Source organism: Paenibacillus lentus, assembly GCF_042714055.1.
Lineage (GTDB): Bacteria > Bacillota > Bacilli > Paenibacillales > Paenibacillaceae > Fontibacillus > Fontibacillus lentus_A.
This window is the reverse complement of record NZ_JBHGVC010000005.1, coordinates 273,715-295,438: the sequence shown is the minus strand read 5'-3', so window position 1 is coordinate 295,438 and position 21,724 is coordinate 273,715. Positions and strand designations below refer to the sequence as shown.

Annotated in this window: 17 protein-coding genes; 6 read left to right on the top strand and 11 right to left on the bottom strand. The window is 48.7% G+C overall.

All coding sequences use genetic code 11. The annotated features are described in order from the left end of the window. Positions 1–6 precede the first annotated feature (6 nt). The 9 genes from ACE3MQ_RS13930 to xylA all read right to left on the bottom strand — a co-directional run bounded on the left by ACE3MQ_RS13930 (position 7) and on the right by xylA (position 13,709). On the bottom strand, positions 7–924 hold the full coding sequence (locus ACE3MQ_RS13930; protein ID WP_379393566.1) for a carbohydrate ABC transporter permease: 918 nt from the start codon (positions 922–924) through the stop codon (positions 7–9). Between the two features lie 16 nt (positions 925–940). Then, entirely contained in the window at positions 941–1,831 is an 891-nt protein-coding gene (locus ACE3MQ_RS13925; RefSeq protein ID WP_379394066.1) for an ABC transporter permease, read from the bottom strand. Between the two features lie 121 nt (positions 1,832–1,952). Continuing rightward, complete coding sequence (locus ACE3MQ_RS13920) at positions 1,953–3,443, bottom strand: ABC transporter substrate-binding protein (RefSeq protein WP_379393564.1); 1,491 nt, start codon at positions 3,441–3,443, stop codon at positions 1,953–1,955. A gap of 259 nt (positions 3,444–3,702) precedes the next feature. Continuing rightward, the gene (locus ACE3MQ_RS13915) at positions 3,703–5,223 is read right to left on the bottom strand and encodes a response regulator (RefSeq protein WP_379393562.1); all 1,521 of its coding nucleotides are present in this window, start codon (positions 5,221–5,223) and stop codon (positions 3,703–3,705) included. Further along, positions 5,216–7,039, bottom strand: a complete 1,824-nt coding sequence (locus ACE3MQ_RS13910; RefSeq protein WP_379393560.1) for a cache domain-containing sensor histidine kinase — start codon at positions 7,037–7,039, stop codon at positions 5,216–5,218. Before ACE3MQ_RS13910 ends, ACE3MQ_RS13915 begins: the two co-directional genes overlap by 8 nt. A 133-nt stretch (positions 7,040–7,172) precedes the next feature. Next, positions 7,173–9,584 carry an ABC transporter permease gene (locus ACE3MQ_RS13905; protein ID WP_379393558.1) on the bottom strand — a complete coding sequence of 804 codons (2,412 nt, stop codon included), beginning with the start codon at positions 9,582–9,584 and terminating at the stop codon, positions 7,173–7,175. A 3-nt stretch (positions 9,585–9,587) separates the two neighbouring features. Further along, entirely contained in the window at positions 9,588–10,364 is a 777-nt protein-coding gene (locus tag ACE3MQ_RS13900) for an ABC transporter ATP-binding protein (RefSeq protein WP_379393556.1), read from the bottom strand. Between the two features lie 266 nt (positions 10,365–10,630). Further along, positions 10,631–12,130 carry a xylulokinase gene (gene xylB, locus ACE3MQ_RS13895; protein ID WP_379393554.1) on the bottom strand — a complete coding sequence of 500 codons (1,500 nt, stop codon included), beginning with the start codon at positions 12,128–12,130 and terminating at the stop codon, positions 10,631–10,633. Between the two features lie 262 nt (positions 12,131–12,392). After that, on the bottom strand, positions 12,393–13,709 hold the full coding sequence (gene xylA, locus ACE3MQ_RS13890) for a xylose isomerase (protein ID WP_379393552.1): 1,317 nt from the start codon (positions 13,707–13,709) through the stop codon (positions 12,393–12,395). Between the two features lie 227 nt (positions 13,710–13,936). On the opposite strand from xylA, the gene ACE3MQ_RS13885 reads away from it, so the two are divergent. The 3 genes from ACE3MQ_RS13885 (at position 13,937) to ACE3MQ_RS13875 (ending at position 17,042) form a co-directional block, all read left to right on the top strand. Continuing rightward, positions 13,937–15,136 (top strand): ROK family transcriptional regulator, encoded by a 1,200-nt coding sequence (locus ACE3MQ_RS13885; RefSeq protein WP_379393550.1) that lies wholly within the window; start codon positions 13,937–13,939, stop codon positions 15,134–15,136. 299 nt (positions 15,137–15,435) lie between these two features. Continuing rightward, complete coding sequence (locus ACE3MQ_RS13880; protein WP_379393548.1) at positions 15,436–16,122, top strand: ABC transporter permease subunit; 687 nt, start codon at positions 15,436–15,438, stop codon at positions 16,120–16,122. A gap of 2 nt (positions 16,123–16,124) precedes the next feature. Then, positions 16,125–17,042 carry an ABC transporter ATP-binding protein gene (locus ACE3MQ_RS13875; RefSeq protein WP_379393546.1) on the top strand — a complete coding sequence of 306 codons (918 nt, stop codon included), beginning with the start codon at positions 16,125–16,127 and terminating at the stop codon, positions 17,040–17,042. Between the two features lie 94 nt (positions 17,043–17,136). On the opposite strand, the gene ACE3MQ_RS13870 is transcribed toward ACE3MQ_RS13875, so the two are convergent. Continuing rightward, entirely contained in the window at positions 17,137–18,051 is a 915-nt protein-coding gene (locus ACE3MQ_RS13870; RefSeq protein ID WP_379393544.1) for a nucleoside hydrolase, read from the bottom strand. A 173-nt stretch (positions 18,052–18,224) separates the two neighbouring features. Between ACE3MQ_RS13870 and ACE3MQ_RS13865 the strand changes: the two genes are divergently transcribed. Together ACE3MQ_RS13865 and ACE3MQ_RS13860 are read left to right on the top strand one after the other, a co-directional pair. Beyond that, positions 18,225–18,509, top strand: coding sequence for an ArsR/SmtB family transcription factor (locus ACE3MQ_RS13865; protein WP_379393542.1), 285 nt, complete (start codon positions 18,225–18,227; stop codon positions 18,507–18,509). Positions 18,510–18,512: 3 nt separating this feature from the next. Beyond that, positions 18,513–20,168 carry an FAD-dependent oxidoreductase gene (locus ACE3MQ_RS13860; RefSeq protein ID WP_379393540.1) on the top strand — a complete coding sequence of 552 codons (1,656 nt, stop codon included), beginning with the start codon at positions 18,513–18,515 and terminating at the stop codon, positions 20,166–20,168. 163 nt (positions 20,169–20,331) lie between these two features. Here ACE3MQ_RS13860 and ACE3MQ_RS13855 read toward each other — a convergent pair whose 3' ends face one another. Further along, positions 20,332–21,162 (bottom strand): formate/nitrite transporter family protein, encoded by an 831-nt coding sequence (locus ACE3MQ_RS13855; protein ID WP_379393538.1) that lies wholly within the window; start codon positions 21,160–21,162, stop codon positions 20,332–20,334. A gap of 327 nt (positions 21,163–21,489) precedes the next feature. On the opposite strand from ACE3MQ_RS13855, the gene ACE3MQ_RS13850 reads away from it, so the two are divergent. Continuing rightward, complete coding sequence (locus ACE3MQ_RS13850) at positions 21,490–21,642, top strand: hypothetical protein (RefSeq protein ID WP_379393536.1); 153 nt, start codon at positions 21,490–21,492, stop codon at positions 21,640–21,642. The last annotated feature ends 82 nt before the right edge of the window (positions 21,643–21,724 follow it).

Here is a 21,724-nt window from a genome sequence, read left to right as displayed (position 1 = left end):
ATGATCTTATTCTTTAACAGCGCCAATGGTCAGACCTTGAATGAAATAGCGCTGGAAGAAGGGATAAGCGAAAATAATCGGCCCTGTCGCGAGAACAACCATCGCCATACGGGATGTATCCTGCGGCATCGAACGCAGCGCCTCCAGGCTAAGTGAGCTATTCTGAGAGTTTTGCATAATGAATTGCATGCTCGTCTCGATCCGCATCAGCATCGATTGCAGCGGAACCAGATTAGGATTGTCGATATAGAGCAGGGCATTGAACCAGTCATTCCAGTAGCCCAGCGTGCTGAACAGTCCAATCGTAGCGAGGCCCGGCAAAGACAGCGGCAATACAAGCTTCAGGAAAATACGGAATTCGCCCGCCCCGTCGATTTTACCCGATTCCAGAATCGCATCCGGAACACTCGTACTATAGAAGGTTCGCAGAATCATAATATAGAACGCATTAACGGCCAGCGGCAGAATCAGCGCCCAAATCGTATCTTTCAGGCCGAGCAGCTGCGTCGTAACGATATACGTCGGAACGAGTCCGCCGTTGAACAGCATGGTAAAGAAAGCAAAGAAGGAGAAAAAATTGCGATATTTAAAGCTTTTGCGCGAGATGGCATAAGCATAAAATGCGATAAACAATAGACTGATCAACGTCCCTACGACGGTTACGAATATCGTTACTCCATATGAACGGAGCAGCGTATCCCCCGTCTGAAACACGTATTTGTAGGCTTCAAGACTCCACTTGGCAGGCAGCAGGCGATAGCCGTCACGCGCCAATACTCCTTCATCCGTGAAGGAAATGATGACTACGAATAGAAATGGAAATACGCATATAAAGGAGAAAATCCCGGCAACCAGATTGAATATAATATTCCAAGGCTTGGATAAATGGTGAAAATCCCTCGTTTTTATAGCACTTTGTGCCATTGCTTCTCACTCCCTTCTAGAACAGTGCGTTGTCCTTATCGAACTTGCGCACAATGTAGTTTGACGTCATGACGAGCGTAAAGCCGACGATCGACTGATACAGGCCTGCTGCGGTACTCATGCCGATTTCGCCTGTCGTCTTAAGACCGCGGTACACATACGTATCGATAACGTTCGTCACGGCATACAGGCTTCCGGAGTTTCTCGGCACCTGGTAGAAGAGACCGAAGTCCGCATAGAATATTTTCCCGACCGCAAGCAGCGTCATAATCGTAATGATCGGAGCAAGCATCGGCACCGTGATGCGGCGAATTTGCTGCCATTTGTTCGCACCGTCGATCATCGCCGCTTCATATAGCGATCTGTCGATCCCCATAATCGCCGCCAGATAGACGACGCTGTTGTAGCCGACCGCCTTCCACAGATAGACCAAAATAATGATGAAAGGCCAATATTTCGGATCGGCATACCATTGGATAGGATCCATGCCAAAACCTTTGAATACCTGATTCAGCAGCCCGCGCTCGGAGCTCAGGAAGCTGAACGCAAAATAGCCGACGATGACCCAGGACAAAAAATACGGGAGGAACATGCCGGTTTGATATATTTTCGCTAAGCGTTTGTTTACGATTTCGGAAAGTACAATGGCCAGTAAAACGGACAATATTAAACCGATAAAAATAAATGCTAGATTATACAGCAGCGTGTTGCGCGTAATAATGTAAGCGTCGTTCGTGCTGAACAGAAACTTGAAATTGTCCCATCCGACCCATTTACTGTTCACGATACTCGCCCAGAAGCCGTCTCTATGGAAACGATACTGCTTGAAGGCAATGACGGTACCCAGCATCGGCAGATAGGAGAAGAAGAGAAACCACAATGCACCCGGCAAAACCATTAGCAGCATAACTTTGTTTTTCGCGATGTCTTTAAAAAAGCTGCCGATTTTTCTCACGCTTACCCCTCCTGTTGGTTATTGAAAAAGAAGACCGGGCGGGCCATTCACCCGCCCGATCTTCGATTCGTTCCTATTTGTTGTTTGCAGCTCTCCACTCGTCAATCTGTTTTTGAGCTTCCGCCATAATCTTGTCCAGACCTGCGGCTTTTAATTTCTCATTTGCTTTTGGCAGGTACTCTTCAGGATCTACGGTACCCGTCATGAGAGATGCCCAGAACTCATCCTTCACGTTCTGAACGGCGGCAATTTCACTGGCTACATTCGTCGCATCGAAGTTGAAGCCTAGCAGCGGCGCGTTTTTACCTGAAGCATTGAACTCCTTGAATTGCTCCCATTTGTCGGCAGGATCGTTCTCGTTCAAGTAAGTGATCAGGATGTTCCCCAGGGAGAAGGTAGGCATGTCATAGTTCTTGGATTCCTCCAGGTTTTTCATGACGTTGTCGCCAACTTTTTCATAGTGGACGCCTTCGATCCCCGAATCGATCATGTTGCGAAGCACAGGGTCTGTGTTGAGCAGGTTCAAGAATTCCATGGCTTTCTCAGGGTATTTCGAGTTCGCGGAAATCGCCTGCATCGAACCCATAACGGACCAGTTATATACATAAGCATCGCCAGCCGGCGTTGAGGTTACAGGGTAACCGTAGCTTGCGGACCAGAGGTTATTAGCCAGCGGCTGTGTAGCAGCACGATCCGAGAACCATCTTCCGGATTTATACAAGTCGTCTACCGAAGTCGTGGTTGCTGCCTCTGGAGAAATGTAACCGGCTTGATAAAACTTACGCATCGTCTTTAATATTTCCTTCGCTTCCTGGGTTTCCAGGATGTTCACGACCTTATAGTCCTTGGTATCCGTGTATACAGCCATCGGCATTTTCTCAATCACATAGTCGAACGGCATCAGCGGTACATGGTCATTCACGATGGCATATGGCGTTATGCCCGGCTCATTCTCCTTGATGACCTTCAGCAGAGGCTCGAGGCCTTCCAGAGAGCGAACGCTCGAAATGTCTAAATTGTATTTATCAAGCAAATCTTGATTGAAGCGGTAAACCTCCTGAGCTGGCAATTCCTTGTTGGCAGGAACCGCATAGTTATGTCCGTCAACCTTGGAGCCCTCCAGGAAAGCAGGATCCAGCACTTCTTTGATGCCTTGGCCATGCGTTTCCAGAAGCTCGTCGATTTCCATGAATGCGCCCTTGCGTGCATTTTGCACGTAATCAAAGGCCCATGAGCTGGTGAACAGAATGTCCATCGGCTCGCCGGATGCGGCCATGACCTGCATTTTTTGCGTGTAATCGCCGAAATCGATCATTTTCATTTTGACCGTCGCATTGATTTTTTCAGCGGTGTATTTATTGACTTCCTCCATGACTCTGTTTACGTCTTTCTGCGGCGGACCGATCGTGTACCAGATCAGCTCAACCGGCTTATCCGAGCTGCCCCCCGAGCCTGCAGCCGCTCCACTATCATTAGCCTTGCCGCCTCCGCATGCGCTGAGCACCAATGTAAGCGCCATCAGAGACGCAAGCACCAGAGAAAATCTTTTTCTTTGTTTAGCCATTACTTGTGAACCTCCCCTTTGATGTAGCCTGTCGAATGATAAAGCATGACAACGCTATCGTTCCTCCGGATTTCCGAATTATTCATGCTTCGGCTCCTGCTGGAGGAATTGACCGGATTGCCGTTCGCAGGCTGGCTTTTCGCCTTGTTTCCTTATAAGGACTATCTTTACTGTAATTTATGAAAGCATTTTCAAATAGAAGCTAAATTAAATAAATCATGTCTAAAATAAAGAAAAGAGCTCTCCAGCGATCCTTCCGCTAGATAAGCCCTTTGAATTCGGTCGGCGATATGCCGACATATTTTTTGAATTGTTTATAAAAATAACCCGTCTCCCAGTAACCGACATTGCGTGCAATTTCCTGCACCTTCAGGTTTGTCGTTCGGAGCAGCTCCTTCGCTTTCTCGATCCGGTATCGGTTAATGTACTCCGTAAACGTCTCGTTGACCTCTTTATGGAACAATTGTCCCAGGTACACCGGATGAATATTGTACATCGAGCCGAGCACCTTAAGCGACAAGTCCTCATTGTACGAGTCATGAATATAATTGAGCACCTGCTGCACGACCGGACTTTTCACATCGCGATCCAGCATGTCCACCGTCATCGCTGCTGCTTCCTTGATCATTTCGATCAGCCCAGCTACCGTCATCGTCCTCCGAATTTGGCTAAGGCCGCCCTTATACAGCTCCGGCTCTTCAGTATGGGTGATTTCCTGAAGCAGCATTTTGAAGCGGATCAGCCATTCCATCGCCATCTCCTGAAGCATATCCGGCGTAATGTCTTCCAATTGCTGCAGGTAGGTGAAATCCCTCTCGATTCGGAGAAACAGCGCCTCCGTATCCTTTGCCATAACCTCCTTCTCGTATTCATTCCAGTCGATCGGCCCATCCTTTAGACGCGTCTCCTGCTGCTGGCTGACCAAATCCTCGTAGCGTAAAATCCGGTCAGGCTGCCTGACCATAAAATATTCCTGAGCCCGCTTGGCATTGTCGTAGCTTTGGGAGCCGTCCTCGATCCTCTCTACGCTGCCAAGCGAGACATAGAGCTTGTTATGAGAAGATAGCAGCAGGCGTAAATTATCGCTGACCCATTCCGCATACTCCTTGCCTGATGTCTCGTCATCGACGTTAAAGACCAACACAATATCGCCATCCATATCGCGAAAAGGAACAACATCGGACGCCTGAATCAATTGATTCGTAATGGAATCGAACACCTCCGTGAACGAATGCTCGACGCGAATGACGGCGACCTGTACAAAAGGCTTATCCAATTGGGTGCCCAGAAGATCCGCCCGCTCCTGGAATTCCTTCGGGCTAATTTGATTGCGAAGCCAGCGATACATCACATTATCCTTCAAAATCCGGATGCTGTGCTCGTTAAAAGCAAGCTCTGATCGAGTTTCGTTCAATTTCTGTGCAACCGTTCGTAAAGTCCCCTGGAATTCCTCCAAATTAATGGGCTTCAGCAAATAATTCTCTATGCCCAAAGCCATGCCTTCCTTCAAATAATCGAATTCATTATAGCCGCTAAGGACGATAACCTTGAGCTCGGGGTGAATGGCCCGCACCTGGCGAATCAGCTCCAGCCCGTTCATTACCGGCATCGAAATATCCGTAATCAAAATATCGGCCGGCGTTCCCTTCATCGCTTCAAGCGCGAGGGCGCCATTCTCGGCATGACCTACAATTTCCATGCCTAGCTTGGCCCAGTCCAGAATATCGTAAAGACCTTCAATAATGAACGGTTCATCGTCGACAATAAACACTTTAAACATGTTGGATTGCCCCCTCTCCCTGCCGGGGAAAACGAACGGTCAGCGTGGTGCCCCGTCCTTCCTCGCTTTCTATTTTCAGGCCGTAACGCTCGCCAAAGAGCAGCCCCAGTCTTTCATGTATGCTGCGAAGCCCGAATGACTCCGCGTTCTCCTGCGGACGGGATAGCCCCAGGATGATTTGCTCCAATCGATCCGGGTGTATGCCCTTTCCGTTATCCCTGACCTGAACGATGCAATCCTCGCCGCGGGACTCGACGGATATTTCTATATGATTGTCATTTCGGTCAAGTCTCATGCCGTGCAAAATGTAATTTTCGATGATCGGCTGCAAGGACATCTTGAAAATCGGGATACTCTCGAAGGACTTGTTGCAATGGATCGTATAAGCGAATTTATCCCTATAGCGAATGCGAAACAGCTCGAGATACAATTGGCAAGCCTCCAGCTCATCTTTCAGCGTGTAGTTGCTCTTTTGCTGAACATAGCTTTTGAAAAGAACCGACAAGCTGTAGATCATCTCAGCGACATCGCCGGCTCCTTGCGATATAGCCCGCATGCGGATGACCTCAAGCGTATTGTATAAAAAGTGGGGATTCACCCTAGCTTCCAGCGCGGCAAGCTCGGTGTGCTTCTGTTTAATTTCCGCCTTAAGCACCCGGTCGATATACAGGTTCAATTCATCGAGCATATCATTAAAGCTCTTGGAAATTTGGCCGAGCTCATCCTCCCGAGAGTCTGCGATACGCGCCTTCAGGTCGCCCTTCTTCACCTTTCTCATAAAACGGATAATGTTATAGGTTCGTTTGGCAAAATTGCCAATGAATAAGGAGGGAACGACGATTGCCACCAATATACCCATCAAGGCGATCATAATGATTGAGTTCCGAATGCCCTCATAGGTGGCGGCGATTTCCTCTTTGGGAACGGCACTGAGTACGGTAAATCCTCCCTGACTCTGGGTCAGCTTCGTTACGGTCATGTCCCCACCGATGACACCTGTATCATAAATCGAATTGAGCTGCTCGGCATAAGGGTACTTTTGGCCATACAGCGTATTTGATGAATCGAACAGCACATTGCCATCGGCGGACAGCACGACAATCGTTCCTTTAAGATCTTCCCGATAGTTGGCGAGACTCTCCCTAATCCGCTCCCCGTCAAAATAAACGAGCAGCTGTCCGATATTGCGCAGCGATTGCTTGTTATTTACCGGAACGCGAAGCGAGTACATGGGCTCGTCCGGCAAATTAATCGTTTTCCGTACCCAAACGTTCGGAATGGAGACCTGAGCCTCCTCTTCCAAATACATGACATCAGGAATGAATGAACGAGCGGCGTTCGTGGATATGATTTTGAACTGCTTATGCTGATTGTAAACATATAAATGCTGTTGATCCGCACTGTACAGCATCAAGCTGCGAATGTCAGGGTCATCCTCCATCTTATTGCGGAAAAACTGTACCGCATCGGTCGTTGACCCGATATCGTTGTAGAACTTATCCAATCTGAAACGGACATACTCCTCATAAGGGTGCTCCATAAAAAATGAAGTGTTGTTAGCCAGCTCGCTGTCCCGGTATACATCGCGCATCATATTTTGCACGGATTCGTATTTACCGCTGATATAGCTGCTAACGCTTTCAACGGCCCGCTTCTGAACGTTCATCTGCCGCTGCACGGCAGCCTCCGACAAGGATAAGAACATCAGGTACGAGAAAGTTATAATTGTCACAATCGCGATGATTGAAAAGAACAAAATCATTTTCAAAAATAATTTGTTCTTGAAATATTTACGGTATACATTGCCGATAACCATGGTAACCTCCTCAGAATACCGCTTATTATAACATGCCTCACGTCTATTTTCTTATGTGGAAACGCGGCCATCACGAAACAAAAAAAGGAAATGGCCCTTAATAAGCGGCAATTTCCCAAAATAGCAAAAAGTTTTATTCGATCGTCAGGATGCGCGGCGATGTCGTTGTCACAGATCTGGAGGCGAACCAGGAGCCCAGGCACGCAGCTAAAATGCTCAAGGGAATCATCGCCGCAATTCCTCCCCTATTCATAATCAACGGCACTTCGACAATACCGTAATCAGCCAAAATGAAGTTAAGCAGCGGAGGAAGACCGATTAGCCCCAGCGGAGCTCCTACTAGAGCACCGATAGCCGACACCACCAAAATTCCAGCTGTCACCGACATGCGAATTTGCCTGGAGGTCATGCCGATCGATTTATATATGCCGTACGTTCGGCTCTCTGTTTTCATATTAATGCGGCAAATACTGTAGATGATGACGAACGTAATCACAATGAACAGCAAGGCCATCACGGACATCGGCAAAATCAATACAGTCACGGCCTGGGAGAATACTTCATTGACCAACGAAGCTTGACTCGCCGTCCAGATCGCACTGCCGTACTTATGATGCAGCTTGTTCACAAATTCATCGATGGAAACGCCGTCCTGCAGGTTAATGAAGGTGGTATTCATCGCCTCTCCAAAGTCTGGATTAACCTTTCTGACGACGTCGGCCGTGATGCGTCCCGTATAGGACATGTTCGCGATCGCCTGATAAATTCCTGTCACGGTTAGCGTATGCTTCTCTCCTTCAATGTAAATTTCCAAGGAATCTCCTACATCCATATTGAGATTTTTGGCGATGTTTACGCCGATGGAAATTTCATGGTCGTTCATCGGATTACGGCCTTTGACGTTTTCATAGCCGATCTCGTCATAATTCCCCTCTGCCACCGTCAGCAGTATCCCCATCGTATCCTGCTCTATTTTGGCTGCGAGCTCCTTATTTATCGGCACTACGGCATTGGCGTCTCCAAATCGGCTGTAGTTCTTCACCCTTTGATCTGATAGTACTTCTTCCTGAAGCTGCTTATAGGTCAGCTTGGCCGGATTGTCTATTCTTACGGATAAATCAGCCGAATCATAACCCCATTTCGCAATCGTTCCATGGATGGAAGAAATGCTGTATACGAACAAAAATCCAAACACGAGCACCGAAGTAGATAAAGCTGAGATCAGAATGATCAATGCGGAGCCGCGAATGTTCTTCGTCACGCCTCTGAGCCCGATAATCATTTCCGTCGGAAGGGAGCCTAGCCTTAGCAGCTTCTTCCTCCATGTGCTTCCACGAACTGATTTTCTGGAGCTATCCTTTTCCGACATGCCGTAGCGAATCGCTTGTGCCGGCTCGACCCTGCGAGCTTTATAGGAGAACAGCAGTGCGGAGAGGAAAATCACTGCGATGACCGCAAGCCCCACCCAGATCGCTATCGCCGAAAATTGAACATTCCTATCTGCTGTGCCCGTGTTGAGATAAGCCATGGAGCTGCTAACGATTTGGCTCGAGAAGAAATAACTGAGCAATATCCCCGGAATGACCGCGAGGAAGGCCAGCAGCGTATATTGCGTCACGTAGGCCGAGATCACTTTTCGAGAGGATAAGCCGACGGATTTGATAATGCCTATCGTCTTATAGCTCGAAAGAATCGCATCGGAAATCGTAAATCCAAGCGTGTACAGGGCAACGAAGATCATGACGGCCGCTAGAAAGATCATAATGAAGCTGATGACTTGGTTGGCGATCATATAGTAAGAGGATATGCTCTCAAAATCTTTTACCGACTCCAAATAGGGAGTGCCTAGATATTTCTCGAAGCCTTCCCAGTAGGCGCGGTTTTGGCTGTAATCCTCAAAGCGCAGCCCGGTCATGTACTTGTCATTGCCTGGCAGTGAGGACATATGAATATTGTAGTCCTGACCATTCATCCATATTCTCCCGCTGGTGGCAAACGGTGAACAATACGATATGTCTACGACTACGGCAGCGACTTGCAATTGGAAGGTTTCCTTGTCCGTCTTGAATTCAATCGGATCGCCGATCCCAATATCGTTGGAATAGGCGAGAGATGTGGGAATCCAAGCTGTTCCCGGCTCGGGCGCTGGCCTCTCCCCCCCTTGGACGAACAAGAGCTTATCGACGGGAAAAGGGCCGCTCGGCGTATCCATCATAAACAAGTTGACATTGGGAATTTCCTCTCCGGCGTGAGACATGCTGGAAAGATAGCGGTACCGCATCATGTCTGAGGCTGTAACCCCCTGCTGCCCGGCCCACCACTCATGAACCTGTTTGGGATCGTGAAGGCCGTTCTCCAATTGCAAAATTTGATGGGCGCCATGAACCATGGCATGCATATTCTCATATACCCGGCTGGTGTTGTTCATGACCAGTACAGCCGTAGAGAGAAGCAGGGTGGATAACAGGATGATGATCGCCATGAAGCTGTTTTGTATTTTTTTATTTTTCAGGTTCGACCAGCATAGCTTCCATATAGCATACATCCGTTACCGCCCCTTCCCTGACATGAACATAAAGATTTGGTTTTCTCTTGCTTTCAATTGATCCGGAGAATACTTGCCAAGCTCCAGAATCCCATCTATATTCCCATCCTTCACGAGGATCAAACGATCCGCTCTGCAGGCTGCCTTAATATCGTGAGTGACCATGACAATCGATTGGGATTGACGGTTCATCTCGGTCAAAATATCCAAAATGATCATGCCCTGCTCCTGGCTGAGCGCCCCCGTCGGCTCATCAGCAAAAATGACCTCAGGCGAATTGATCAACGCCCGGGCAATGGCTGCCCGCTGCTGCTGCCCGCCGGATACTTGGGATGGCAGACGATCGGCCTGCTCTGCAATGTCCATCATTTGCAGCAGGTTCATGGCCTGTAGATTGATCTTGCTTTTGCTGCGGCCGGCCACATATCCCGGAAAAGCGACATTCTCCAGCAGGGTGAAATCCGGGATTAAATTGATGGACTGATAGACGTATCCGATTTTGTTGGATCGAAAATCTGTCATCTCTTTTTCCGAGTATTTATCAATCCTCTGCCCTTTAAAGTAGACCTCCCCGGAGGTTACCGAATCCAGACCGCTCAGCAGGTACAGCAGCGTTGATTTGCCTGAGCCCGAGCTGCCCATCATGACCGTAAAGTCCCCTTCGTAAAGCTTCAGATTTACACTTTTGGCCGCATGAAACTGTTCTGTTCCCGTGGTGTAGGATTTGCACAAATTAACCGCCTCGAGCATGACTGCCTTTGTAGCGTTGGCTGTAATCATAAATATTCCTCCTTGAAAACGCGTTGTATCAACACGAATGGTGCGAGCCCTTCTTAAATTGATTCTCATCGTTTCTCACTATCGTTATATTCAGTACTGTTTAATGTTTAGTAGTTGAATATACATATATTAACATCCAGTACTGTATATTGCAAGATACCTGTTATTATATCCTTCCGGTTTTAAGCCCAAAATAAAGAGCACCGTTTCCGGTGCCCATTATTGGTGTGTTTTGTTGACCTTAGATTGTAACGAAAAGCAAGCGATTATTGCTCTCTAAACTCCTGCAAGCCTTCGTTCAAAGAACGTGTTGCCGAATATACCCCTTGATAAAGCTTGAACAGCCGCTCATATTTCTCGACATTAGCCGCATTAGGCTCATACGTTGCACGGTATCCGATGAACTGGTCTGCACAGTCCTTCAGACTGTCAAACCAGCCGCTGCCGACTGCAGCCATCATCGCTGCGCCCATCGCCGGGCCTTGCTCATTGTTCAATGCGACGACCGGGGTGCCAAAAATATCAGCCTGCATTTGCAGCCACACCGGATTCTTGGCTCCGCCGCCAATCGAAATGATGCGCTCAACGGTAATTCCCGCCTGACGGAACAGCTCCAGGGATTCCGCCAAGGAGAACGTGATGCCTTCCATCACAGCGCGAGCAAGGTGCTCGCGGCGATGTGTACCGGACAATCCAATGAAGCTGCCGCGGATCACGCTGTCCGCATGCGGCGTCCGCTCACCGACCAGATACGGCGTGAACAGCAGTCCCTCCGCGCCTGGCGCGATATCGGCTACCGGCTTCAGCAGCTCGTCGAAGCTCAGCTCCGGCGCGAGTGAATCTTTAAACCAGCTCATGCTGTATCCCGCAGCCAGCGTAACTCCCATCGCATAAAAAGCACCAGGGTGCGAATGGTTAAAGAAGTGTACTTTGCCCGCAAAATCTTTGTTCTTATCTTCCTCATACGATAAAATAACGCCGGACGTTCCGATGCTGCACAGCGCATCCCCTTGGCGCACAATACCGGCTCCAACAGCGCCGCAAGCATTATCCGCTCCCCCGCCGAACACCTTCGTGCTCGTCGAAAGGCCCGTCAGTTCGGCAAACTCCGGCAGCAGCGTGCCGGTCTCTTCGGTGCTTCCAACGAGCGGCGGCGCGAAATCGCCGGATAGCCCGAACGCTTCCAGAATTTCTTCGCTCCACTTCGCTTCTGGCACGTTCAGCATCAGCGTACCTGCCGCATCGGACAGCTCCATGGCTACATTACCTGTCATGCGGTAGCGCAAATAATCCTTCGGCAGTACGAAGCGGGCAGCTTTGGCGAACAGCTCCGGCTCATTCTCCTGCACCCAGAGGATTTTTGGCAGCGTAAAGCCTTCCAGCGCCGCGTTTCTGGTAATATCCAGCAGCTTGTCGCCAAGCTTGGCCTCAATCTCCCGGCATTGCTTCGTCGTACGAGTATCATTCCACAGAATAGCATGGCGCAGTACTTCATTCTTGTCATCCAGCAGCACCAGGCCGTGCATTTGACCGGAGAACGAAACTCCCTCGATATCCTCTGCCGATACTCCCGTACTCTTCATTAGCTCCTTCAAGCAGGTGATCGTGCCTTTTACCCATTCTTCAGGATCTTGTTCACTGTATCCGGGGCGCTCATGAATAAGCGGATAAGCGGCGGTGGCTTCTCCTTTAATTTCTCCGTCTTTGCCTACCAGCAGCGTCTTTACCGAGCTGGTGCCCAGGTCGATACCGATTACATATTTCATTCGTGACTCTCCCTTCACAAATTAGAAGTTTTTCTTATAATAAGTTTCAAAAAGTAAATCTTTCAGCACCGAGAAGGTTGAATGAAGCTAGAGACTGAGGAGCGGAGCGTAGGAAAAACCTACGTGAGCACCGGAAGGCTCGGCTGAATTCAAGATTCGATGTCGAATGAACCACCTGAGCTACTTCGTGATCAAAGATTGACTTTTTGAACTACTTCTCATAGTCAAAAGGGGACGTCCAGCGTCCCCTTGGTTATTCATCTTATTTCGTAGTGAAGATATATTCGTTCAAGCGAGCTTTAACCAATTCCAAGTGATTGGATTTGTTGCGGATCTCGCTGTTTTTCAATGCGTAAGCTTCGAGTGTCTTGAAGTTGGCTTTGCCGGATACAATGTCAGCTCCGATCCCGCTCTTGAAGCTGGCATAACGCTCTTCCAGCAGATTGTCGAAGAATTTGTCCTCGATCATTCTAGCTGCTACCTTAAGTCCTTTAGCAAATGCGTCCATACCAGCGATGTGAGCGTAGAACAAGTCTTCAGGCTCGAAGGAACCTCTTCTTACTTTCGCGTCGAAGTTCACGCCACCGGCTCCAAGGCCGCCATTCTCCAGAATTTCGTACATAGCAAGCGTAACGGAGTACAGATCCGTTGGGAACTCATCCGTATCCCAGCCGAGCAGCATATCGCCTTGGTTGGCATCGATGGAACCTAACATATTATTAATGCGTGCAACGCGCAGCTCATGCTCGAACGTATGGCCGGCAAGAGTCGCATGGTTCGCTTCCAGGTTCAGCTTGAAATGGTCTTGCAAATTGTATTTTTGCAGGAAGGCGATCGTTGTAGCCGCATCAAAGTCATATTGGTGCTTGGTAGGCTCTTTCGGCTTAGGCTCGATCAGGAATTGGCCGGTGTAGCCGATTTCTTTCGCATAATCAAGAGCCATATGGAAGAATCTTGCCAGGTTGTCAAGCTCAAGACCCATATCTGTATTCAACAGCGATTCATATCCTTCACGTCCACCCCAGAACACATAGTTCTCGGAGCCGAGCTCAAGACCAGTCTCCAAACCTTTCTTCACTTGTGCCGCAGCATATGCAAATACATCCGCATTTGAGGTAGTCGCTGCGCCGTGAACGAAACGAGGGTTGGTGAACATGTTAGCCGTATTCCAAAGCAATTTAACGCCAGTGGATTTCATGCCTTCTTTGATCTTAGCTACGATAACGTCAAGGTTCTCGTTCGTTTCTTGCAGTGTAGCGCCTTCTGGAGCGATGTCGCGATCATGGAAAGCAAAGTAAGGAGCACCAAGCTTCTCAAGGAACTCAAAGTTTACTTCCACGCGATCCTTCGCCAAATCCAGACCCGTACGAGTCTCCCAGGGACGAATCATATTGCCTTGACCAAATGGGTCGCTTCCGTTCATCGTCAAAGTGTGCCAATAAGCAACCGCAAAACGCAGATGCTCTTTCATAGTTTTGCCGAGAACGACTTCGTCCTCATTATAATGTTTGAATGCCAGCGGATTGTTGGAGCCTGAACCTTCATACTGGATTTTGCCTACGTTTTTGAAATAACTCATGCTTGAAATCCTCCCAGTCTAATTTAGAATTACTTTTGGAAAGTAAGCCTTTACATCGTGATGATTATTAGTAGCATGGCCTAAATTTATACGGGGCATGCTGCTTGATATTCTTATCCTAACACGGTCAACTTAGTTTGTCTAGTAAACTAACTAAGTTATTGATTTAGCTCAACGGTTATGTGTATGATGTAGTTATCTTTCAGTAGAATTGTGGGGTACTAATCATGAAAATTACGGGCGACCAGCAACTGATCAAGAAAATGAACAAAACGATCGTTCTGGATACGATCCGCGAACGGCAGCCCTTGTCCCGTGCCGATATAGCCGCGACGCTTGGCTTGAACAAAGCCACCGTGTCTTCACTCGTATCTGAGCTGATCGAAAGCCAGCTGGTGACCGAGATTGGGCCGGGCGAGTCAAGCGGCGGACGGAAGCCTACGCTGCTGCTGTTCAACCGGGGGGCCGGATACGCCATCGGGGTAGATATCCGCGTCAACGATCTCTTTGCGCTGCTCGTTGATTTGGAAGGCAATGTCATTCAGGAAAGAACGATTCCGCTGGATGATTCCTCCCCTGACCATGCGCTTGACCAAATTCATAAAATAATCACCTGGCTCAGCAAAAAAGCCCCGGAATCTCCTTATGGCATCGTCGGCGTCGGGATTGGCGTTCCGGGATTAGTCAATGAGAAGAGCCGAATCGTTTCCGCCCCGAACCTGGGCTGGAACAATGTAGCTTTGCAAAACTCGCTCATGTCAGAGTTCGGGGAGAATATCCATATAGATAATGAAGCCAACGCAGGAGCCATCGGCGAGAAATTGTACGGGGCTGGGCGCGACGCGGCTAATTTGATTTATCTCAGCATCGGCGTCGGCATCGGCTCAGGCATGATCGTTAACGGAGAGCTCTACCGCGGCATTTCCAACTTTTCCGGCGAGGTGGGGCATATGACGGTCACCGAGAACGGCCCCCTATGCCGCTGCGGGAATCGCGGCTGCTGGGAGACGCTCGCTTCGGAGAAAGCACTGCTCGACCGCGCTGCCCAGCATTGGAAGGATAATGCGGCCGCCTCTGAGGAAAAGGGGCTGGCCCGTCTGTTGAATTTGGCTCGAAAAGGAAATCCCGATGCGATTACCCTGCTGCAAGAGACGGGAAACCATCTGGGCGTCGGTCTAGCCAACCTCGTCAACATTCTGAATCCCGAATTGATCGTTATCGGCAACCGCCTCTCGATGGCCGGAGATCTGCTTCAGGAGCCGATGCTGCATACGCTGGAAAGCCGCAGCCTATCCTATCACATGAAGAAGACGCATGTCGCCTTTGCCGAGCTGGGCATTCGCAGCACTGCCCTTGGAGCAGCCTCGATGCCGATAACTTCCTTTCTGGCCGATCCGGATGTAACTTCGCTGAAAATACAGCCTTAAACTGAAAAAGCCCTGACCAGGATGATATCCTGGTCAGGGCTTTTACTATTTTGGAGAAAATTAACAATCACTCATTGACAGGTTTTTTTTATAAATTTAATATAAATATTAAAAAACTTAGTAAAAAGAGGAGAAAAATTTTTAATACGGAGATTCTTTGAACTGTTAGGTTCAGTAGATCACCAGCAAATTGAATGCATCCACGCGTGTAGGCGCTGTCGTCAGAGCTATTTACTATAAAGTAATCAACATGGAGGATATATTAACAGAGAAGTAATTGTAGGATAAGGAGAACCGGTATGAAGGGAATCGTTATTAAAGAATTTATTGGCTTGATCCGAGGAATTAAGTCTATACTAATCGTTTTATTTATTACGGGAGTATCCATTTTAGCGGCACGGAGTTTGAGAAATAGCCCCCTATTTATGGACGAATCCTCAAATCCATCGGCTACGGCTCTCGCTGGATTATCTTTTATACTTGTTATCTTTGGAGCTCTATTTGTGCTTACTCTTTCGCATGATATTGTGAATCGCGACATTCAACTACAGCGCATCCGACTTTTAATTACAAAAACCTCACGCACTTCAGTGATTCTGGGTAAGTTCTTGGCGGTTTGGTTATTTTGGGTCATCGTATCTCTCATTTCATTTGTACTGGTATCCTTCATTACCCGAACATTTGTCATTCATGAATTGCTATTTCTATGGATATATCTTGCCTTCCTGGCCAGCATTTGTGTGATGCTGTCGACCGTAGTGATAAACCACGCCTATTCCGTTATCCTGAGCGTGCTGCTCGGTTTAGCCCTGCCGATTTTTGGAACCTGGAGCTTATTCTCCTCCGTTGTACCTATTCGTGCTCTACGTTATGTACTCCCCTACTACCCAATGTCTGAACAACCAGTACTGCTGCTCGTAACTGTGGTCGAAGTCTTGGTCTTCTTAGCAGCCGCCATGGTTTTGTTTCAGAGAAAGGATTTATAAGCATGAAAGCGTTAGTCGTGAACCAATTGTCTAAAGAATATAGAACGAAGAAGGCCGTGCAGGAAATCAGCTTTAGTCTGGAGGCTGGAGAAGTATTCGCTCTTCTCGGAAGAAATGGAGCAGGCAAGAGTACCACAATCAACATGCTGACGGGCATATTAACGCCAACCTCCGGCACTATCGAGATTCTGAATACACCTTACAAGCATATGAATAAAATCAAACAGCGCCTCGGCGTCTTGCCAGATAACAGTAATTACTACAATGAGATGACCGCCATCCAGCACATGAAATTTTTCGCTCAAGTTAAAGGAGTTTCTGCCCGAAAGGACTCCCTTGCCGCCCTGCTTGAATCGGTAGGCCTAGGAGAGGATTTGGGCCGAAAGGTCGGGCAATTCTCGCTTGGAATGAGAAAAAAATTAGGCATCGCTCAGGCATTGATCGGCTCCCCGGAGTTGATCTTTCTAGATGAGCCCACCTCGACGCTGGACGTCGAGTCCGCACTGCAAATTCGTCAATTGATCAGTACGCTAGCGTCTAGAGGCATTACTATATTTATGACGTCCCACAATCTCGAAGAAATTGAACGCATCTGTGATCGGGTGGCCATTCTGAACCATGGAAAAATTGAAAAAATGGGAACCTTGGATCAGCTTCGCGAGGCACATACCCGCAAGATAAACTTAACCATCAAATATCAAGCCAGCGACCAATCCCAAGAAAGCCTGTGGCTGGATCGGTTACAGCAGATGGTCGGTTCAGTGCGGCATAAGACCCCTTATGTCGAGATTGAACTGGACGAGGAAGAGGTTATCCCGGAAATTGTCGAAGCCGCAGTAGCGTGTAGAATAAGAGTTTACAGCCTGGAACGGGAAAAGGTCTCGCTGGAGAATATTTTCCTGGATGAGAAGCTTGCCTGAGGCAAATCGGCTTGATGCATCTCTTTAATCGCGAACAGCCCCCCATGAATCATCATGGCGAGGGCTGCTTTTTCTGTGCCGTATTCTTCTAGATCTATATAACCCGACTTAAAAAGTGCTGCAGAAAGCGATCGGCGTCTACCCTCGTGCATACTTTGATCCTAGGTTCTCCTTCAGTCGATCCCACCGTTTGGCCTGCGGCGGCCCCTTCGGTAACGACCGTAACCCGCATCGCTTCACACGAAACAAGGCTCGGATCTATAGCCACGCCTACCGCAAGCGGATCATGCAAGCCGCAGCCGCCAATGCCGGGATAGCGGGTTTCATAGGCGCCGATGTAGAACTCCGTCATCTCCGCAAACAACCGTCCCAGCTCATGGCCGGAATTGCGCCACGTCTCCAAATGCACGCTGGACAGCAGTGTCTGCAGCGTAACGTCCAGTCCGACGAGCTTCAGCCGAACGCCGGACGCAAAGACGACCGCTGCTGCCTCCGGGTCAGCCACAATATTCGCTTCGCCGTGAGGGGTAATATTGCCGGGAACGGTGACCGCCCCGCCCATGACCACGACTTCACCGATCAGGGGAACGATTTCCGGCGCCTTCTCGATAGCCAGCGCCAAATTCGTCAACGGCCCTACGGCGATGATCGTCATTTCATGCGGCCGCTCCTTCACTTGCTTAATGATATAGTCAGGCGCCGCCAGTTTAGCCTTTTGTCCGTGCGGCTCTCCCTTAAGCGCATTTCCAAGTCCGTCCTCCCCATGAATATGCCTTGCATAACGCTTATTCAGGGTACCGCTTAACGGTGCGCCGGCTCCTTCGTATACGGGAACAGACTTGCCCAGCTTCTCCAGCACGTACAAGGAATTGCGGGTCGCCTCCTCTACGCTAATGTTCCCGAAGCAGGTAGTTAGAGCAATCAGCTCCAGCTCGGGAGAATGTGCGGCGTAGGCGATAGCCAGAGCGTCATCGATGCCTGTATCTACATCCATAATGATCGGTTTCAAATCTAATCTTCCTCCTTTGACAAGATGAAGCGGTTAAATCTAGTACATATTATATACCTTATTGCTAAAAATAAGATATCTGATCCTCTGTGCGTTTCATCACAGATTTGCAATTAATATCGTTATATTGTAATATTACGATATTATGATGTCGTTAAAGATGGAGGTTGCTTATGGATAACAACTTCAACGCTTACGAAGAAGCTGCCGAAATGCTAAAAGCGCTGGCTCATCCCGTTCGCCTCTGCATTGCCCGCGGGCTGCTAAAAAATGGCCCCTGCAATGTCTCCTACATGCAAGATTGTCTGGAAATCCCGCAATCTACAGTTTCTCAGCATCTGCAGAAGCTGAGAACGAGCGGGATCGTAAAGGCGCAGCGCCAAAGGCATGAAATTCATTACACCATTGAGAATGAGATGGTCAAGCAGCTCATACGTACTTTATTTGGGGAGGAATAACTAATGAAGAGAAAAATTTTGATTGTTGGCGGCGTAGCAGGCGGCGCCTCCGCAGCCGCTCGGCTCCGCCGGCTGGATGAAGAAGCTCATATCGTCCTGTTCGAGCGTGATCCGTATATTTCTTTTGCCAATTGCGGACTGCCTTATTACATTGGGGATACGATTAAAGAGCGTTCGAAGCTGATTGTACAGACGCCGGAGGCGATGCGCCAGCGTTTCAATATCGATGTCCGTACAGGAAGCGAGGTACTCTCTCTCGATCCGGCGGCACGCACAGTAATGGTTCGCAGCGAAGAACGCGGAGAATACGAGGAATCCTATGACGCCGTAATTCTGTCGCCTGGAGCAAAACCTATCCGGCCAGCACTGCCGGGCATAGAGCATCCGTTAATTTTTACGCTGCGCAATATTCCGGATACGGATCGAATTAAAGAACAGGTAACGGAAGCAGGCCGCCGCTCGGCTGTTGTTATCGGGGGTGGATTTATCGGCGTCGAAATGGCGGAGAACTTGCGGGAAATCGGTCTGGATGTCACCCTTGTAGAGGCAGGCCCGCAGATTTTGGCGCCCTTTGACGGAGAAATGTCTAATATGCTGGCAAAAGAAATGGAGCAGCACGGTGTAAAGCTGCGGCTTGGAGACCGTGTTACTGCCTTCGAGGATGCCGACGGCGAGGTAATGGTCAAGCTTGCCAGCGGGACGGAAATCCAGGCAGGCCTCGTCATTTTGGCCATCGGCGTCACTCCGGATACCCGCTTCCTGCAATCCAGCGGCATTGGTATTGGTCCGAAAGGCCACATCCTTGTTAATGAGCATATGGAGACGAATCTTAAGGATGTATATGCCGTCGGTGATGCTGTTGAGACAACCGATTTCGTCAGCGGCTCGCAGACGGCGGTTCCTCTGGCCGGCCCGGCTAACAAGCAAGGAAGAATTGCCGCGGATAACATCTGCGGGCTGGGAACGACGTATAAAGGAACGCAAGGCACATCCATTATCAAGGTATTCAGCCTGACCGGAGCGTCGACTGGTAATAACGAGAAGACGCTGCAGCGTCTCGGCACGCCTTATCATGCGATTTATGTGCATCCAAGCTCCCATGCGACTTACTACCCGGGAGCCTCGCCGATGACGATCAAGCTGCTGTTCGGCCCTGCAGGCGACGTGCTCGGAGCGCAGGCCGTTGGACAAAGCGGCGTAGACAAACGGCTTGACGTTCTGGCCTCGGCCATTCGCTTTAAAGGCAGCATCACGGATCTAACCGAGCTCGAGCTAACCTATGCACCCCCGTATTCGTCTGCAAAAGACCCGGTAAATATGGCCGGCTATGCGGCGGAGAATGTGTTAACCGGGAAAACGCATGTATTTCTGCCGAGAGAGCTGGAAGACAGAGATAAAGGCAGCACTCTGCTGGTCGACGTAAGAACAGCGGCAGAGCATTCGCGCGGCCATATTCCCGGCTCCATCAATATTCCTATTGATGAGCTGCGCGATCGCCTGGACGAGCTGGATGCCAGCAAGGAAATTTGGGTTTATTGCCAGGTTGGTCTTCGTGGATATACAGCCTCCCGCATTCTAAACCAAAACGGTTTCCGCACCCGAAATCTGACCGGCGGTTATGTGACCTACCAAATGCATACGTATAAACCTGGACAGTAACAGAGGCGCAGGTCTCAGAAATAACATCATTTGATCGGCTCCTATCCTACTCAGGATGATTCATAATGTTTTCAAGCTCCTGCAGCGCAGGAAAAACAAATAAACCGGCCTTCACTCCGCCATTGGAGGGATAGGCCGGTTTATTTTCCGTTTTTTTGATCCATTATTTCTTTGGGTTATCTTGCGTGTTATTCATCAACAGCTTCTCTTGATCCTCCGCATCCAAATAGGGCTTGTTCACAAAGTAATACATAAAGCCCATGAATATGACGCCTCCGATCAAGTTGCCAATCGTGACCGGAACCAAATTATGCAGCACGCCAGCGAAGGAAATTGTGCCTGGATGGTTCAATACGAGCGCAATCGCGAACGTACACATGTTGGCTATGCTATGCTCGTATCCCGAAATAAAGAAGCAGAACACGAACAGCATCATCGCGAACATTTTAGCTCCGTCCCCTTTTAAGGACATGGGAATAAAGAACGCAAGGCAAACCAGCCAGTTACACAAAATAGCCCGGAAGAACAATTCGGACGCAGACGTCGTCATTTTATGCTCTACTACGTTTAGCAGAAAGCTGTTTACCGACGAATCCGTGAATAATCCGGTTAAAAAGATCAGAAGAGCGAAGGCCGCAGCCCCCATGATATTGCCTGTGTAACTGAAGACCCACAGCTTAATCGTTTCAATCCACTTTAGCTTTTTCCTTAAGGCGGCATACGTATAGTAGAACGTATTCCCCGTGAACAAATCCCCGCCCCCGTAAGCGATCAGGATTATAGCCGCACCAAATGTAATGGCTGCCATCGGATAGGTCAACGGCGACTGCTCCAAATAGAAGAAATTGCCCGTCTTAAAAGCAACAATAACCCCGAACCCGATAAACATACTGGCGAGCATGGATCTTGCGATGTAATGGAGCAGGTTCTGCTTGTAGATCCGATGCTTTTTCACAGCCAGCTCCTCTACTTTGTATAGCGATTCTGTTTCCATAGCGCCTCCTATGTATTATATTCTTCCTCATTCTCCATATATCTTGACCGATGTCAAGGCAAAACCAAGTATATTTAGCACCGGACTAGTTTAATACAATGCCAGACCGCTTTTAGCGATATTTACACCACTATGTCATAATTAAACGTACCTTTCCATTTTGATATTTACTTTTCCAAATAAATTGTGCATAATAAGATGTATAGTATGATAATGATTATCATTATTGATCGTTGGCAAGCTACCAGTACAGGAACGAATTCCCGAATGTTCCATCCGTATATAAGTTTTGAATCAGCTTCTATAAACATTAAGGAGTCAGTGCCCATGAACGTATCTACGCGTAAAGCTTCCCTGCAAGTCGATGATTATCTGGATCTTCTGAATCTGGCTACCCGGTTGGGCGACTTGAAGTGGCAGAAAGAGATCATTCGCAGACTAGAATATATGCAGGATACCGTAGCCGAGATGAACCGTTAAATAATTCTTGCACCGTCAAGGCGAAATAGATGGATGCAAAATAACCTTAGTCCGGTTAAATTCCGAACTAAGGTTATTTTTA

Bases quoted from the DNA above. Each gene is read 5' to 3' on its own strand.
- ACE3MQ_RS13875 (WP_379393546.1), top strand. From the start codon at position 16,125: ATGAAAGCGTTAGTCGTGAACCAATTGTCTAAAGAATATAGAACGAAG.
- ACE3MQ_RS13925 (WP_379394066.1), bottom strand. From the start codon at position 1,831: ATGCTGCTAATGGTTTTGCCGGGTGCATTGTGGTTTCTCTTCTTCTCC.
- ACE3MQ_RS13880 (WP_379393548.1), top strand. From the start codon at position 15,436: ATGAAGGGAATCGTTATTAAAGAATTTATTGGCTTGATCCGAGGAATT.
- xylA (WP_379393552.1), bottom strand. From the start codon at position 13,709: ATGAGTTATTTCAAAAACGTAGGCAAAATCCAGTATGAAGGTTCAGGC.
- ACE3MQ_RS13920 (WP_379393564.1), bottom strand. From the start codon at position 3,443: ATGGCTAAACAAAGAAAAAGATTTTCTCTGGTGCTTGCGTCTCTGATG.
- ACE3MQ_RS13865 (WP_379393542.1), top strand. From the start codon at position 18,225: ATGGATAACAACTTCAACGCTTACGAAGAAGCTGCCGAAATGCTAAAA.
- ACE3MQ_RS13855 (WP_379393538.1), bottom strand. From the start codon at position 21,162: ATGGAAACAGAATCGCTATACAAAGTAGAGGAGCTGGCTGTGAAAAAG.
- xylB (WP_379393554.1), bottom strand. From the start codon at position 12,130: ATGAAATATGTAATCGGTATCGACCTGGGCACCAGCTCGGTAAAGACG.
- ACE3MQ_RS13930 (WP_379393566.1), bottom strand. From the start codon at position 924: ATGGCACAAAGTGCTATAAAAACGAGGGATTTTCACCATTTATCCAAG.
- ACE3MQ_RS13885 (WP_379393550.1), top strand. From the start codon at position 13,937: ATGAAAATTACGGGCGACCAGCAACTGATCAAGAAAATGAACAAAACG.
- ACE3MQ_RS13900 (WP_379393556.1), bottom strand. From the start codon at position 10,364: ATGATTACAGCCAACGCTACAAAGGCAGTCATGCTCGAGGCGGTTAAT.
- ACE3MQ_RS13905 (WP_379393558.1), bottom strand. From the start codon at position 9,584: ATGTATGCTATATGGAAGCTATGCTGGTCGAACCTGAAAAATAAAAAA.
- ACE3MQ_RS13915 (WP_379393562.1), bottom strand. From the start codon at position 5,223: ATGTTTAAAGTGTTTATTGTCGACGATGAACCGTTCATTATTGAAGGT.
- ACE3MQ_RS13910 (WP_379393560.1), bottom strand. From the start codon at position 7,039: ATGGTTATCGGCAATGTATACCGTAAATATTTCAAGAACAAATTATTT.
- ACE3MQ_RS13860 (WP_379393540.1), top strand. From the start codon at position 18,513: ATGAAGAGAAAAATTTTGATTGTTGGCGGCGTAGCAGGCGGCGCCTCC.
- ACE3MQ_RS13850 (WP_379393536.1), top strand. From the start codon at position 21,490: ATGAACGTATCTACGCGTAAAGCTTCCCTGCAAGTCGATGATTATCTG.